The sequence below is a fragment of the Paenibacillus sp. GM2FR genome (assembly GCF_002803325.1).
In the GTDB taxonomy this organism is placed as follows: Bacteria; Bacillota; Bacilli; order Paenibacillales; family Paenibacillaceae; genus Paenibacillus_AQ; species Paenibacillus_AQ lautus.
This window is the reverse complement of sequence record NZ_MKZM01000010.1, coordinates 171,752-186,418: the sequence shown is the minus strand read 5'-3', so window position 1 is coordinate 186,418 and position 14,667 is coordinate 171,752. Positions and strand designations below refer to the sequence as shown.

Below are 14,667 nucleotides of genomic sequence, written 5' to 3'. Positions count from 1 at the left end.
CTCATATTTTATGTACTCCAGAAATTCAGCCTCGATCGTTGATAACCCTATTCTATAGTTCTGAATGAACATCTGTTTGTCAGCGAATGCATGTTCCTGAAATTAAAAAGCCCATGGATTAATCCATGGACTCTGCTGAATATCCTATTAACATCTCTACGAATTTAACATCAGCCGGAGCAAATTCATACTCTCCAAGCTCTGTTGGATATACCCACATATACTCGTCATGGTCAACTAACATTATTTCTCCACTCACAAAATTAGCCTTGTGGGCATATAAGCGAATATGTGTCGATCCATAATTATGATCATGTTCACCATACGACTCATACGGTTGAATTTGAATATTCATTTCTTCTTGCAGTTCTCTCTTTAAACAATCTTCAACCGATTCATTATGCTCGATTTTGCCACCGGGGAACTCCCATAAGCCTTCTTGCGCCTTTCCCATCTTACGTTTGGCTATTAAGATTTGACCCACTTCATTTTCAATGATGGCCGCTGCTACCACGAGCATCGACTCACCCCCTACCCAATAGCTTTATTTGCTGCCGGCACTAATTCCGGAGGCATCTCTTCTCTCAATCTCCACACAATACTCATTGGCTTATTGCCTTCATGCTTCACATACTCGGCTTCTCCTAAGAACACAAAGGGCGAAGTGTAATTATTCTCCTCTTTGTATTCACGGACAAATAATGCAATTCTGTTCTCCGTCTGTCTATGATGGATATATCGCTTAGCCGTATTCGTTTCTTCCGAAATACGACTTTGTGTTTGCCAGTGAAACAGGTGTTCATTTATGGCGTAATCTTCATACAAAGTAGAAGGAGAAAAGTCCTTATCGGATTTATTTAGCGTAATAAAGAAAATATCCGTTTTCTTATCCTCGAAATATTTCACACCCTCACGAAAGGCTGGGGCCTTCTCTTCATTCCAAAAACCAAAAGCCGCCAAAATTTGGTCCGTTGAATATGTACAATGTAAATCTAATGGACATACGAATGGGAATTTATTCTTTTTATCAACAAAGTTAATGTGTGCGTAATTATGCTTTAATATTTCAACGATCTCATCCCTGAACTCTTTACAGGAAACAATAGACTGAACAGCCTGGTTAATGTCCAGAAACCCTTGTTTCTTCGGTTCTGATCGGTAGAAGGTATAGTAAAACATATTTAACATCAGTCGTTCTTCTTCTGTACGTGCGGTTTTCCCAGGATCCTCAAGATAGTCGATTAAAAAACTTAGAAATCTCCTGGAGTTTATGCTTAATAAAGCTGGAATACGTTTTATCAGATACTCCATATTCTTGAATTCGAATGGTTCGATCAGATCCGCCTCAGCCATCAATCCTCGAAATGTCCGTCTCCCATTACGTCCACCATAAAACTCGTAAAGACTCATTCCGTGATACTGAGTAAAATGATCAAGTGTCAGGCTTAATCCGGTATCTTCTGTAAAGTGTTTCAGCTTCTCAATCAGACTTCTCTTATTGATTGTGGTTTGCTTAATATTTCTCAGGATGTATTCCTGAGCTTGCCTCTCAAGCTGAATAAAGCTTCCACGTGGCAGGCTCGAGAAACCATTCTCGACATAATGCTGTATTGAATGCTTTGTTTTTCCAAGCAATGCTCTAAACTTCTCCTGGAAATTATATTCTTTATGGACTTGCCCAATAAAATCAAGAACCGTTAAGCATTCTTTTCCTTCTGCCAAACGAAGTCCACGGCCAAGCTGTTGTAAGAATACGGTCAAGCTCTCTGTGGGACGAAGGAATAAAACCGTGTTAATCTCCGGTATATCTACCCCTTCATTATAAAGGTCTACAACGAAGATCACTTTGATTTCCCCTGACACTAATCGTCTCTTCGCAGAGTTACGCTCATCGTTGCTTGACTTTCCATGCAAGGCAATCGCGGCTATCCCCGATTCATTGAAAACTTTAGCCATGTAAAGTGCATGAGCGACACTCACGCAAAAACCAAGGCCCTTGACTTCATCCAAATCGGTTACATATTTCTTTAGACTGTTTATAACTTGGCTTGCCCGAATTTTATTATGGGAATATAAATTTTCAAGCTCATTTAGATCGTATCCTCGCCTTGACCACTTGACCTGAGACAAATCGACACTATCCGTCACACCGAAGTAATGAAAGGGACAGAGCAGTTTTCGATCAATTGCATCTGTTAGGCGAATCTCTGCTGCAATTGTATCATTAAAGTAGTGCAAAATATCTTTCCCATCCATTCGCTCAGGCGTAGCTGTCAAACCTAATAAAATTTGTGGCTGATAATATGCCAGTAGCCTTTGATAAGAAGGGGCCGCGGCATGATGAAACTCATCAACGATGATGTAATCATAAAAATCCCGAGTGGTTTTTTCAGTAAGTTTTAAAGTATTGAAGCTTTGAATACTAATAAATAGATGATCAATCGAATCGGCCTGGTTACTCCCTACGTGAAGCACTCCAAAATTCAGGTTTTTCAGTATAAAACGGAAGGTGTCTAAGCTTTGCTTTAGAATTTCCTCACGATGGGCTACGAAGAGTAATCTCGACTTTTGATTCCGGTCGGCAAACCGTTTGTAGTCGAAAGAGGAAACAACCGTCTTTCCTACTCCCGTAGCCGCCACTAGTAGATTTCTCGTTCTTCCATATATCACTCTCTGAGCCTCGAGCTTCTCAAGGATTTCCTTCTGGTAATCGTAAGGCGTAAGGGTAAATGGGAAGGTTAACTGATTTCGCTCATGTTCTTTCTTTTTGCCAAGTGCCTGCTGGAGAAGCAATTGATGCTCCTGATCCGCAAAGGAAAAACTTTTAAATTCACGATCGTTCCAATAACTCTCGAAGGTTGCCTCTATTTTCCGTAGGACGTCATAAGAATCCTTCTCCGTAACCTTTAAGTTCCATTCTAAGCCACTCGTAAGAGCAGGATTTGAAAGATTAGATGATCCGACGTAAGCCGTAGTAAATCCAGTGTCTCTTTTAAACAAATATGCCTTCGCATGTAACCGTGTTCGCTCTGTATCGTATGAGATTTTGATTTCTGTGTTCGGGAGATTACTTAATTCTGTCACAGCCTTGTAATCCGTCGCTTCCATGTAGGTTGTTGTTATGACACGTAACTGGCCTCCATTTGCCGTGAACTCCTCTAACTGCTCCATTAGGAAACGTAGCCCGCTCCATTTTATGAAAGATACCAACAGATCAACCTGATCCGAAGTAATAATCTCTGCTTTAAGCTCACTCATCATATTAGGCTCAGAATGGGAACCCGTAAACAATGAACTTTGTGACAAGGGGGTTGTAGGACGATGAATCTTAGACTCCTTGATGCCTCGAATATGATTTAGTTTGGAATAGACATAGGTTAAAACCTCACCCTGTTCATCAAGCTGCCACTCCCTTAATTCTTCATTGTCCAGAGTATTACGTAGAGTGGCAATAATTTCATTGCAGGCACGTACCTGTAACAGGAGTGCTTCATCATCATTGCTACTTTCCCGAATGATTTTCAAAGCTCTACGAATCACGGTGCCTAAGTAATTAGAGAGCACCTTGCGCGCTTCCTCCGGGTCTAATGGCTCAATCCCAATTTCGTATAAGGAACTATCCAAAGTCAATAACTGTCTTCTAGTAAGATTATTTATAATCTGCTCATAAAGGCCCTGTTTCATATGGCAGCAACTCCTTAATTGTTTGAGCTAGCGATTTAATATTTGAAAACCCCCTCATCACTGAAGGGGTTCCTGCTTGCTCTTTACGTTCAAAATGATGATGCAGCCTATATAGGCAGGTTTCTTTTGTCCACCGGTGCAAAGTGGATCGATGCTCAGGAGCAGCTTCAATTTTTAGACTAAACACACCATCCTCGAAGCGGGTCATGCTTCCTTTAGCCGAACCCCATTTTGTCATTGGCATCCGCTCGATGAGCTGGCTAACGCCGGTCTCATTGTATTCCCAGAGACGCTTCGAATCCTTATCGGAGAAATCGATTCTTCTCCGGTATTCCTTTTCTGTTAGATAGCTGTGGAAGAATGGCGCTACCTCCTGAGGAGTAACCGGTTCTGCCCAGTGCTCAGGACCACGCTCAAGCATATACAGGAGCACGATCATTTTATAACTCTTGGTCATGACGGTCTTTTCGACATCACGCATCCAAGACTCATATTGATAATAAATCTCCTCTTCTTCCTTCGTTAAGCACTCGGCCCAGAGGAGAAATCCGATATAAGAACCGAATTCATTCCGATATTCCCAGCTGTTCGAGCTCCCATGCAGGTGAAGCTCCAAATATGTAGGGATGCGACCGAGCTCATTCTTGAGATCCAGGAAAGAACGGTGCAGACGCTCGCGATGCGGCAGTTTCTTACGGCTTAGTTCATCCAGTAGGTTAACAACAGACGTCTCCAAATGGAGTTCACATCCATCCGGTACAGTCGGGATAATCCGTTCCTTTGCCGTTTTCTTTCCTTCACCATCATTTCCGAATAATCGAAGCTTCACGTCTGCATTACGATAATTACCGATGAGGTCAATGATTGTGCAGTGCGTCTTTTGCTCCGATAACCGCAGTCCCCGGCCAACCTGCTGTGTAAATACGGTTAAGGATTCGGTCGGTCGGACAAAAAGCAGCGTATCCACACTAGGAATATCTACTCCCTCATTGAACAAATCTACAGTAAATATGATTTCTAGATTTCCTTTATCTAGACGGTTTATTGCCTCTCCCCTCGTGATTCCTATGGCTCCTGAGTGAAGGCTGACTGCTGCTACTCCTTTGTCTTGAAAATAACCCGCCAAAAAATCCGCTTGTCGAATCGATGAGCAAAAGCCAATCGTCCGTGTTTGCTTATGCTCGTTCCAGGCATCGTAGATCTTGTCTGCCAGCGACTCTCTCAGCTGAGCTGCAGTCAACTGTTCGTCATCATAATGCGTTCCGAGCCACCGAATTGATGAATAATCTGTATCGTCATAGACCCCGTAATATTGGAACGGGGACAACCAGCCACGACGGATGGCTTCAATGAAATGAATCTGGTAGGCGACGTTGCCATAGCAAAGGGCATACACATCCTTCCCATCCATTCGATCTGGGGTTGCCGTAATGCCCAGTAGAAATTTCGGTTCAAAATACTGGATAACCGATTGGTATGAGTTTGCAGCTGCATGATGGAATTCGTCCACCACGATAAGATCAAATCCGTCTGGTGCGAACGATTCACGATGCTTCTTCATCCCTAACGTGTAGATTGAGGCAAACACGCAATCCGCGTTCCCTTCTTTTTTGACACCGTTATAGATACCGAAAGTTTTGTCCGGCATGATGCGCTGGAAATGACCGTTTGGCTTGATAGAGAATTTCTTCTCGATGCGCAATAAACAGCACCCGTTGAAAACGCTGGGCGAAAAAGCCTGCTAGATAGGTTTTTCCGAGTCCGGTTGCCATGACGACCATAGCTTTGTCACATTCTTCTTCTAACGTTCTGAAGTTCCCATACTACGCCATAGCCTTGCCTCCAACCGGGGATCGATATTACGTAATGCCTGCAAACCTTCAGGCTGCGTAACGAATAAATAATCCCCAGCGAGAACCTTTACTTCAGCTCCCCGTTCGATCGCACCTTTCAAATGGGGCGCTAATAAACGCACCCCTGATTGCATAACGAAGGAAGTCATAATATAGATTCCAGAAGCATTCTGCATCCCGGTGATTAAATCATCTGCTAAGTTTTCTGTAATCAGTTTGACATTAAGCGTTGTCGTCGACATCGATTAGATACACCCGTTCTTGGAATCCGCCTCGAGCTTTCGCCTTCTTCTCTCTCAAGGCTTCAAGCTCTTCCCATGTTGCTCTATGTACGACTGCCAATGCCCGGATAACCTCAAGCATATCTGCAAGTTCTTCCAATGACTCCTTTGAGCTTTCAGCGGCAAAGTATTCCTCCGACTCTTCTTTAAGCTTTATGATCAATTCTTTCTTATACTCTTCCTCATCCAAGATCCGTGTGCGAAATTCTTTGCCCGTAGCTTCAATGACTTGGGGAATCAGATCCCGAACTAGCTTATTGTAAACCGGCATAGATTCTCATCCTTTACATGGTTAATTATGTATTCATATTGTATCATATCAGAAAATCCCTTGAAGAAGGCTTCCTACGTGTAATGAGGAAAAACTCAAATCGTTACAAGAGCAATAAGAAAAACCACTCCTCTTAAGTAAGGAATGGTTACCGTGAATCAAGACACTAGTCTTGTAGAATCTATTTGGTTTATCATCTAAGGGCTCAGCCTTCTCACACACCTGGAGTCAACGAGCCTGAATCCTGCAGCAGCTCATCCAGCCACAAATTCCTGATGCAATTTCACGCCAGAATACAGCATAGCATCCACTAGCTCCTTATCCCATACTCCTATAGACTCCCGCAGTTTCGACAACTCCAGAATGTGAGCGATTCTTTGTTCCTGATATAAGATATAATCAAGATAATCTTCACATTTCACCCATCAAAGCGGAAATTACAATAAACGAATGGGAGTGATCACAATGCAATGGCGAGAAGTGCGTTCGATTTATCCCGATCAATATGTCTTGTTAGAAATCCTTAATTCACATACCGAAGACAACATACAGTACGTTGACGAGGTTGCTCTTGTTCGGGCCATTCAAGACCCTTCTGAGGCGACCAAAGAGCTTCTAACGTGCAAAAACAACAACATCGTCTACCACACGGGCCAAGAAGAAATTGCTATCGAATTGAGAAATCCCCCTTTCTATATGAATCGCTAGCATGCTAATTGATTATGTCGCGAATCTGTTGCAAACCTCTATGACGATTCGTTTTCACCTTACATAATAAACCCTCCACTAGTTCCTTCTATCATCTTCCGTTGCGTTAGCCATCAAAAAAAACGCACTAAGGCTGCTTAGTTTTGCTTTCAATCGTTCTAAATCCCTACCACTTGATCCCCCATCAATTGCGGCCGTACATCCACAAAGCCCTCGCCCGGCTTACGCAGAGCTTCCAAAACTACCTGCGCGTTATACCCGTCATGAAAATCATATATGAGACCGGACTCTCCGTTCAAAATCTGAATGATTTGCTTCAGGATCGGCAGCGGGCTGACGACATCATCCACAGATATAGGCTGCAGATCGGAATTCTTGCCGGTTCGGTACAGGTTGCACCAGTTCTCCAATGCCAAGGTTCCTTCCATACCGTGGACCACCAGGGAGACACGCTCCTCCCCTTCCCGTTGGTCGGTTCCCGACAGGCGAATCTCGATATCATTATGTAATCTGAGAACGGCCTGGACACGGCTTTCGGACTGATTCGAATCCGGCGGAAACTCGATCTCGCTCTTCACATGCGTAATCGGTCCGAACACCTGCTGGATCATCTGGATCCAGTGAATGCCGACCTCCAGCAGGTATCCGCCCTGCTGTCTTGACGTAATCCATGGATTCTGCTGCCAGGCCCTCGGCCACTGCGGAAACTCCAGGTACAGATCCATGCTTTGAATCTGGCCGATCGCCTGCTCCTCAAGCAATTCCCGCAGCTTCAGAACAGCCGGGTCGAGCGGAAGCGAGAAATGAACGGCATGGAGCATGTCGGCCTTCTCGGCCAACTCCATCAGACTCCGGGCTTCGGTCAAGCAGTTGGCCAGCGGCTTCTCGCAGAAGACGTGGATGCCTTTCTCAAATGCGATCCGGGCCACATCATAATGCAGGGACGGCGGAACCGCGATATACACCAGGTCAAGCGGCACCTCGTCCAGCAGCTGGCGATAGTCGGTATACAGCCGTGGACGAGTCTCTGCCTCTGCGACTTCCCGGTGCAGACTGGATTCAGCACTGTCGCAAATGGCGACCAATTCGATCCTCTCTGTGTATTGGGGCAGTAAGCGGTGAATCATATGCCGGCCCATATGCCCTAAGCCGATAACGGCCATTCTTTGTTTATTCATCCTGTTCTCCTATTCATTCACGATTGAATTTTTCCATTGAATGCCACGTCCCCTATTATAGATCAAGGTGCTGCCGCCCGTACACTTAGTTATACCTAGAAACGGTACTGTTCCGTTATAAACCGGTGGATCTTCCTTCTCCAGATCCTGAATGTGGATCCCGCAATCCGAGCCCGATTGATCCCGCCTTACAGGATAAAGCCGTCAAGCGAACTTGACGGCTTTTATCTGTCTGTATGATGTTCCAGGGCCCATTACAGTCACCACCATTACGCCTTTGTGCTCAAGTAGACAGCTATATCCTGAATCAGATACGTTCCTGCCTCTTGGCTCCCATTGAATGCTTGAATCACAATTCGAATCGACTTCGCATGCTCTTCTTGTGTAAGCGTGATTTCGTGCGTTTCTGTCTCATCCTCACGATGGCTCCATGCAACCTGCCCTGACTCCCCCACTCTACGCCAATCGGTTAGTCCATCAGGAGATACTTCAATATCCCACTGTGTCGGACCTTGCTTCAATCCAGCTCGTGTCGTTAACGATACCGTATCCAATACTTTCGGTTCCATCCAATCCAAATAAATATAGTGAGGTAATGACTCTTCCGGTTTGCTGATTAGAGCGGTATTCGGATCGCCGTCATTGATATAACAAATATGCGATTGTGCGTTGTACAAATCTCCCCAGGTAATATCGTTACCTACACCGCTAATAGCAAACCGGGCGAGATTGCCTTCTTTGCCTTCCATCGGAATGAGCTCCATAGGCATCCCTTCACACTTATACACCCTTAAATAATCAACGAGGAATTCCTTCGGATACGGAATGGATCGATCCAGGTCGCCAATCCATCCTCCATCCCCATCATTAATTTGCAGCAAGGTAACCATCGGATAATCCGGTGACTGATCAACTTCCCAATATAGCTCATGATCCAGATAGAATTTCATACCGGATTCATCCCACTCAAAGCCGTATACGTGAAAATCTTCAGATAAGTCCACATCCGTTCGATACGGAATATGGGCATACTTCAATTTCGTATCACGCAATGAATGAAGCGTTGTATTCAGTAAACGCGTATCTTTGCCTAACAATTCGAAAATGTCGATTTCGGCATTTTGCTCTTTCTCATTTTCGAAACCGATCATCCACCAAGCTGAATTAAGCCCGCTCCCTTTCGCCACCTTCGCACGTACCTCGAAGAAACCATATTTCGTCACAAGGTTCATGAAGGCACGGTCATGATGGTTTAGCCCGAGATCATCACCGTAACGGTGCAGTCCATCTCGCATCCCCGTAACAATCGCGGATACACGCTTATGCTCATCAGGCAGCTGTAACACGATACAACTATCCCGGAATTGATAGGTCGCCTCTGCTTCCTCTAACGTCTTCCAATGGGATAAACCGTAGGGGGAGAACTTCGTCTGATCGAGCGTTGGGCCATCAAACTCTTCATGAAATACGAGGGTCCAGCCTTCCTTATGCAACATATCTGTCATGATTTACTCGCTCCTATTCCGTGCATCCATTTTGTCTGAAACTCTCTTACTGTTTATTCATAGCATCTTTAATCTTGATCGCAGATTCCTCTTCCAGCACACGGATAAACTCCGGGATGTTCATGTCCGAGGTCGCAAACTTCTGCATAGCCCCATTCAAATCAACGTATTTATCCCATACACTTGCTCTAGCAGGAGGAAGCGCAAACTGATGTTGGAACATGGCCATTACATTTTTACCTTGATGATCTGGATTATCTGCACCAAATTGCTTGCGAATTTCCACATCCGATGTGGCCGGTATCGTGCCTTTTCTTGTAGCCTTCGTTTGATTCTCGATGGAAATAATCGCTTGAAGGACTTGCAGCGCTGCTTCTTTCTTCTCGCTATACGGGTTAATGACGGTAGGGGCCGTATGAACGGCTGGAGCAGTCTCTGGGATATCAGGCCAGGATGGTATCGGCAGAATGTCCATGTCTTTCTTAAATTCTGCTCTTTCCTCCGGGGTCTCCCCTCCGAACCAAGTCAGGAAACCATGCCAGTTGATTTCCATCGCAGCTGTTTTTTGCATAAACTTATCTTTTTCCTCCGGATTGTAGATGCCGGGAATACTATATATTTTTTTCATGAGTTCCATATACTTTGTAAACTTCGGATCCTTGGACAATAACACCTCCCCCGTATCAGGATCCGTCAATGTTGTGGATAACTGTAACAGTGCAGCATCCACCGTATCCGAGCCGAACTCCAGTCCTACGTATTGATTTCCATCTCGGGTACCTGTCGTCTTCTTAGCTAGGTCAATGAGTTCATCCCAAGTCATGTTGTCCGTCGGATAAGGAACACCAAATAGGTCGAATACTTCTTTATTGTAGAAGAGACCATAAATCCCTCCATTGCCCGTCAATCCAATCAGCCGTCCTTCAGGGTCTTGGGAGCGAATCAGAGCAATAAACGACGGGTCCACTGTGCTCAAATCGATCCCATACTCTTTTACCATCTCATCCAGCGGCTGTACCATATCAAGATCGAGCAGCACATCCACCCCAAGGTTGGGCGTTAGTAGGTCCACAACCGTCCCTGCGCTGTTAATCTCCTGGATCCCTTCAGCCGTTCCATTCCAATCGACATATTCGAATGTAATATGGGGAACCAGCTCCTTCATATCCTGAACAAAATTGTTCTGGAAATTTTCTTCCCCCCATTGGGTTGCTACCTTTAACGTAACGGGTTCATTCGAGAATTGCTTCACTTCTACAGGTTCAGCTTCCTCCGCTTGTTCTTCCGTGTTCGCATTCGTTCTTTCGGTGGATTCGGTTGTATCTGGCTTATCACTTGTTACTTCACCGCTTTCTCCTGATGAACATGCTCCCAGAACGAACATGAACAAGAGACACATCATGAACAGCAGACCCAGAGTTCTTTGACCACTTCTTTTCATACATAAACCCTCCCATTGTCATTAACTCATAATACCGATGTGAAAATAATGGATTAAATCAATGCAAGAGCCATTCGATCCGGATTTTTTACCTTTGAACAAGCGAATCCAGAATCAACTTGAACTATTCCCTATCCTTCGGAAGCGTTCTCAACCCGGTCTTTAATTCATAGTTTACTCGGCGAATCTTTGGAAGTATTTAGCCCAGAGTAACACTTTTATAACAAAAATAACCCCCTAAGATTCTTCTAGGGGGGAGACGATATCGAGCGACGAAATAAGCGTTGCATTAAACTGACTTAGGCTGATTCCCATTCGTTTTTTGAACATCCGACTAAATGAATGCAGCTCCGTATATCCGACCTGGTTCGCAATCTCGCTGATCGAAAGATCGGTTTCAAGCGCGAGCTGCTTCGCCTTCTCTATACGAATCGTAGCCAGATAATCAGACGGCGTCATACCGTAACACTTGCGAAATTGCCGTATGATATAGTTTCTGCTCAGCCCCGTCATCTCACTTAGCGTATCCAAACGAATCGTCGTACTATAATTTTCTTTAATGTAATTACAGATTTTCACCATCTTTGCATTGATTTTTGTGGTTTGCTTCGCTGTTCCATCAACCGGATGGTTATTAGCCAAATCATATAATATTTGTAACAGCAGTCCTTGCGCAAGCATATTGCTTGACAAGGAATGCTGCTGGATGGCCTGGATTAAGGGGATGAGTTTGCCTAGTAACGATCCATCTGGATCGCTCCCCTTAATGTAGTCTTTTCCAAACATGAATTCTATTGGCGACTTTGACATTCCAAAATGAAATGAAATGGTTATTCCCACATATGGATCATGTTTAGAGGGTTGCAATGAACGAACAGCACCGGGGCGAATGATGTAAATATCCCCTTTTCCAAGCGGACACTTAACGCCATTCATCATATTATCCGCTTTCCCATCAACTCCATATAGAAGCTGATATTGACTAATTTGTTGAGGTATCATAAACCAACCCGTTGGAGGTTTGTACATATGGGCAAGCGTAATATAAGGTGGGTAATAGAATTGATCCTGCAATAACGGGATCGTTTCCTCTGGATCCAGGACTGGAAGCTTATCATACATCAAGAATTCACCTTCTCCGCTTTTTGGCTGCTTAATCCCTTTCCTTTACAATACAATAATCCCCATAGAGATAGTGTGAAGATTTAATCAGCAAAATAGTCCAACACGTGCGCAAAGCTATATAGCGCCAAGAACCTGAGACGATGGCCTCAGGTTCTTAACCAAATCGTATGCAAGCGACCAGAGGTTCTTATTGCCCTTACTCTTTCTTTTGTTTCTCTTCCTTGATCTTAATCGTCATTTCTTCTTCCAGCTTACGCAAAAATTCGGCGATATTCATATCCGAGTTTGCGAAGTCCTTCAGTTTCTCGGTAATCATACCTTCAGCTAATCGTTGATATTGCGATTTTCTACCTTCAATGACTCTTGCGTTTTCCGGGAAGTACGCTTTTACATTTTTGCCTTCGTAAATATCCTTTTCGCTGCCGAATGCCGCGATAACTTCCGGACTCTTCAAAACCGTCGGATACCCTGCAGCGGAGAACTTCATCTGCATATCTTCCGCAACGACTTCTTTCATCCACTGGAAAGCTGCATCTTTTTGCTCACCGTATTTATTCAATACATACATATGGGCTTGCGTTGGTGTCGCTAACTGATCTTCCCCTCCCCAGATTGGCATGAGAACCGAATCTACATTCGGTCGAATGGTTTCAGGAATCCCCCATTCCAGATATGTCGGCCAAGACACTAACATCGCAGCCGTTCCACCGGCAAAGAAGCTTGCTTGTTTATCCGGATCACGTTCATATACCCCTGGTATGCTATAGAACTTTTTCATCAATTCGAAATATCTTGTAACTGCCGGCTCCTTCGTAAGCAATACTTCATCGGTTTCAGGATCCACAACATTCGTAATAATTTCTTTAAGAGGTGCGAGCGCTTCGCTTGTCAGGCTGTTCGTATAGCCCATCTCCAGACCACGGTAGTTTACACCATTTCGTTCTCCGGTCAACTTCTTAGCTAACTCAAAGGTTTCATCCCATGTCATATGGTCTGTCGGGTAAGGAACGCCGAACATATCGAAAATCTCTTTATTGTAAAATAACGTAATGGTATCAGCAAACGTAGGTACACCTACCATGGAACCCTTATCATCGTAGGAGCGGAACAAGGATATGACAGATGGATTGATACTGGTTTCATCCATTTCGTATATCTTCATCAAGTCATCAATGGGCTCAACCATATCCAGCTCTTTCAAACCATCAATTCCTTTGGAGCTGTAAATAATATCCGGGATGACACCACTAGCGTTCAATTCTTGCAATGCTTCCGAAGTGGAATCACCTTGAATCCAATGAACGGTTATATTCTTACCTTCTGCTTTAAGCTTATCTTCAATGGGCTGCATGAGAGGAGCAATCTGATCTATGCCCCATTCATGTTGAATGGTGATCGTTGTCTCCTCGCTGAAATCCGTCACAGCTTTACTCGTCCAATCCACTTCTTCTTCCTGTGCAGCTTCTTCGTTAGTCCCAGCAGGCTTCGCTTCGGATGCAGCTTCCAGTGCTTTATCTACCGAATCATTGCCGGTACAACCTGAAAGTAATGTGGTTAGCATGAATACAAAAGTAATGATTAGAAAAATCGATTTTCTCTTCATTCATAATCCTCCTGTATTATCCCAAATGATGGATCCAGGTCTACTCGACCAAACCTGTACGTTCAACACTCTCAACAAAGTAACGCTGGGCAACGAGGTAAAGAATAAGCGGAGGCAATATAACCAGGAAGCTTGCACCCATTTTAATCGGTTCAGCTAGATATTCCGGCAGTCCTCCATTCGTAATAAACGTCGTCAACTGACTATCGATAAATGACATCTTCAGTGCTAACGGCATATCGCCGCTTGAACCCAGGAACATCCTAGGGTAGTACGTGTCATTCCAAGTCCAGACGAACGAGAACAACAGGACGACGAGAATGGCTGGTCTTGCCAACGGAAACATAACGCGTACATAAAACCTCAAAGCACTAGCACCATCGATCCGTGCCGCTTCTTCCAATGCTTTAGGCTGCGTGGAGAAGAATTGACGAAAAATGATGACAAAGAGTGCACCCTTGACACCGAACCCAAAAATAGAAGGCAAAATTAAGGTTAATAAATGACCATTCAACCCAAGCTTCGTATACACCATAATCGTAGGCAAAATAACAACTTGAGGCGGAATAATGAATGCCAGGAAGACGAGGAATAGAATCGTCCTCTTGAATGGGACATCGAGCCTTGCCAAGGCATAGCCCGCTAGCCCACACGAAATACAATGGAGCACAGCAGTCGAAATCGCAATCAGTATACTGATGGAGAGAGACTTCGGATAATCTAAAAGCTTCCATGCTTCGACCACATGACCTAAGTAGACGGAAGACGGAATCCACGTCACGGTTGGATCAATTAAGTCCTTGGCACTCATGACCATCTTCACGAGCATTTTTAAAATCGGGTTCATATACACATAGGAGGTTACGATGAATATGCCGTACAAGACTAGTTTAAATAACAGCCCTTGATTCATCTCTCGACCTAGAATCGTATACTTCACTTGCCGTAATCCACGTTTCGTTGTGAACTTTTGTTTCACACGCGTCGCTATTTCAACCTTCATGTTCTGCCTCCCTCC

General features: G+C 44.4%; 10 protein-coding genes and 1 pseudogene. 1 reads left to right on the top strand and 10 read right to left on the bottom strand.

The window, feature by feature from the left end; all coding sequences use genetic code 11:
• Positions 1-118: 118 nt before the first annotated feature.
• From mutT to PAEVO_RS25950, 4 genes and pseudogenes are all read right to left on the bottom strand, one after another.
• Positions 119-520, bottom strand: coding sequence for an 8-oxo-dGTP diphosphatase MutT (gene mutT / locus PAEVO_RS25965; protein WP_100540401.1), 402 nt, complete (start codon positions 518-520; stop codon positions 119-121).
• A gap of 11 nt (positions 521-531) precedes the next feature.
• A complete protein-coding gene (locus tag PAEVO_RS25960) occupies positions 532-3,684 on the bottom strand; it encodes a DUF3427 domain-containing protein (protein WP_100540400.1) in 3,153 nt (1,050 codons plus the stop codon).
• 82 nt (positions 3,685-3,766) lie between these two features.
• A pseudogene (locus PAEVO_RS25955) lies at positions 3,767-5,713 on the bottom strand (DEAD/DEAH box helicase family protein); the annotation flags it as partial.
• A 46-nt stretch (positions 5,714-5,759) separates the two neighbouring features.
• Positions 5,760-6,089, bottom strand: coding sequence for a nucleoside triphosphate pyrophosphohydrolase (locus PAEVO_RS25950; RefSeq protein WP_100540399.1), 330 nt, complete (start codon positions 6,087-6,089; stop codon positions 5,760-5,762).
• Positions 6,090-6,554: 465 nt separating this feature from the next.
• Here PAEVO_RS25950 and PAEVO_RS25945 point away from each other — a divergent pair, with 465 nt between their 5' ends.
• A complete protein-coding gene (locus tag PAEVO_RS25945; RefSeq protein WP_100540398.1) occupies positions 6,555-6,797 on the top strand; it encodes a hypothetical protein in 243 nt (80 codons plus the stop codon).
• A gap of 158 nt (positions 6,798-6,955) precedes the next feature.
• On the opposite strand, the gene PAEVO_RS25940 is transcribed toward PAEVO_RS25945, so the two are convergent.
• The 6 genes from PAEVO_RS25940 to PAEVO_RS25915 all read right to left on the bottom strand — a co-directional run bounded on the left by PAEVO_RS25940 (position 6,956) and on the right by PAEVO_RS25915 (position 14,652).
• The gene (locus PAEVO_RS25940) at positions 6,956-7,975 is read right to left on the bottom strand and encodes a Gfo/Idh/MocA family protein (protein ID WP_100540397.1); all 1,020 of its coding nucleotides are present in this window, start codon (positions 7,973-7,975) and stop codon (positions 6,956-6,958) included.
• A gap of 269 nt (positions 7,976-8,244) precedes the next feature.
• Positions 8,245-9,480 carry a family 16 glycosylhydrolase gene (locus tag PAEVO_RS25935; RefSeq protein ID WP_100540396.1) on the bottom strand — a complete coding sequence of 412 codons (1,236 nt, stop codon included), beginning with the start codon at positions 9,478-9,480 and terminating at the stop codon, positions 8,245-8,247.
• A gap of 46 nt (positions 9,481-9,526) precedes the next feature.
• Positions 9,527-10,921 (bottom strand): ABC transporter substrate-binding protein, encoded by a 1,395-nt coding sequence (locus tag PAEVO_RS25930; RefSeq protein WP_100540395.1) that lies wholly within the window; start codon positions 10,919-10,921, stop codon positions 9,527-9,529.
• A gap of 237 nt (positions 10,922-11,158) precedes the next feature.
• Positions 11,159-12,043: an AraC family transcriptional regulator gene (locus tag PAEVO_RS25925; RefSeq protein WP_100540394.1), complete on the bottom strand. Its 885-nt coding sequence runs from the start codon at positions 12,041-12,043 to the stop codon at positions 11,159-11,161.
• Positions 12,044-12,242: 199 nt separating this feature from the next.
• On the bottom strand, positions 12,243-13,649 hold the full coding sequence (locus PAEVO_RS25920) for an ABC transporter substrate-binding protein (protein WP_100540393.1): 1,407 nt from the start codon (positions 13,647-13,649) through the stop codon (positions 12,243-12,245).
• 40 nt (positions 13,650-13,689) lie between these two features.
• Positions 13,690-14,652 carry a carbohydrate ABC transporter permease gene (locus tag PAEVO_RS25915; protein ID WP_100540392.1) on the bottom strand — a complete coding sequence of 321 codons (963 nt, stop codon included), beginning with the start codon at positions 14,650-14,652 and terminating at the stop codon, positions 13,690-13,692.
• Between the last annotated feature and the right edge of the window lie 15 nt (positions 14,653-14,667).

What these genes read in the sequence shown, in the direction of transcription:
- PAEVO_RS25940 (WP_100540397.1), bottom strand. Translation starts at nt 7,975, where the DNA reads ATGAATAAACAAAGAATGGCCGTTATCGGCTTAGGGCATATGGGCCGG.
- PAEVO_RS25920 (WP_100540393.1), bottom strand. Translation starts at nt 13,649, where the DNA reads ATGAAGAGAAAATCGATTTTTCTAATCATTACTTTTGTATTCATGCTA.
- PAEVO_RS25945 (WP_100540398.1), top strand. Translation starts at nt 6,555, where the DNA reads ATGCAATGGCGAGAAGTGCGTTCGATTTATCCCGATCAATATGTCTTG.
- PAEVO_RS25930 (WP_100540395.1), bottom strand. Translation starts at nt 10,921, where the DNA reads ATGAAAAGAAGTGGTCAAAGAACTCTGGGTCTGCTGTTCATGATGTGT.
- PAEVO_RS25935 (WP_100540396.1), bottom strand. Translation starts at nt 9,480, where the DNA reads ATGACAGATATGTTGCATAAGGAAGGCTGGACCCTCGTATTTCATGAA.
- mutT (WP_100540401.1), bottom strand. Translation starts at nt 520, where the DNA reads ATGCTCGTGGTAGCAGCGGCCATCATTGAAAATGAAGTGGGTCAAATC.
- PAEVO_RS25915 (WP_100540392.1), bottom strand. Translation starts at nt 14,652, where the DNA reads ATGAAGGTTGAAATAGCGACGCGTGTGAAACAAAAGTTCACAACGAAA.
- PAEVO_RS25960 (WP_100540400.1), bottom strand. Translation starts at nt 3,684, where the DNA reads ATGAAACAGGGCCTTTATGAGCAGATTATAAATAATCTTACTAGAAGA.
- PAEVO_RS25925 (WP_100540394.1), bottom strand. Translation starts at nt 12,043, where the DNA reads ATGTATGATAAGCTTCCAGTCCTGGATCCAGAGGAAACGATCCCGTTA.
- PAEVO_RS25950 (WP_100540399.1), bottom strand. Translation starts at nt 6,089, where the DNA reads ATGCCGGTTTACAATAAGCTAGTTCGGGATCTGATTCCCCAAGTCATT.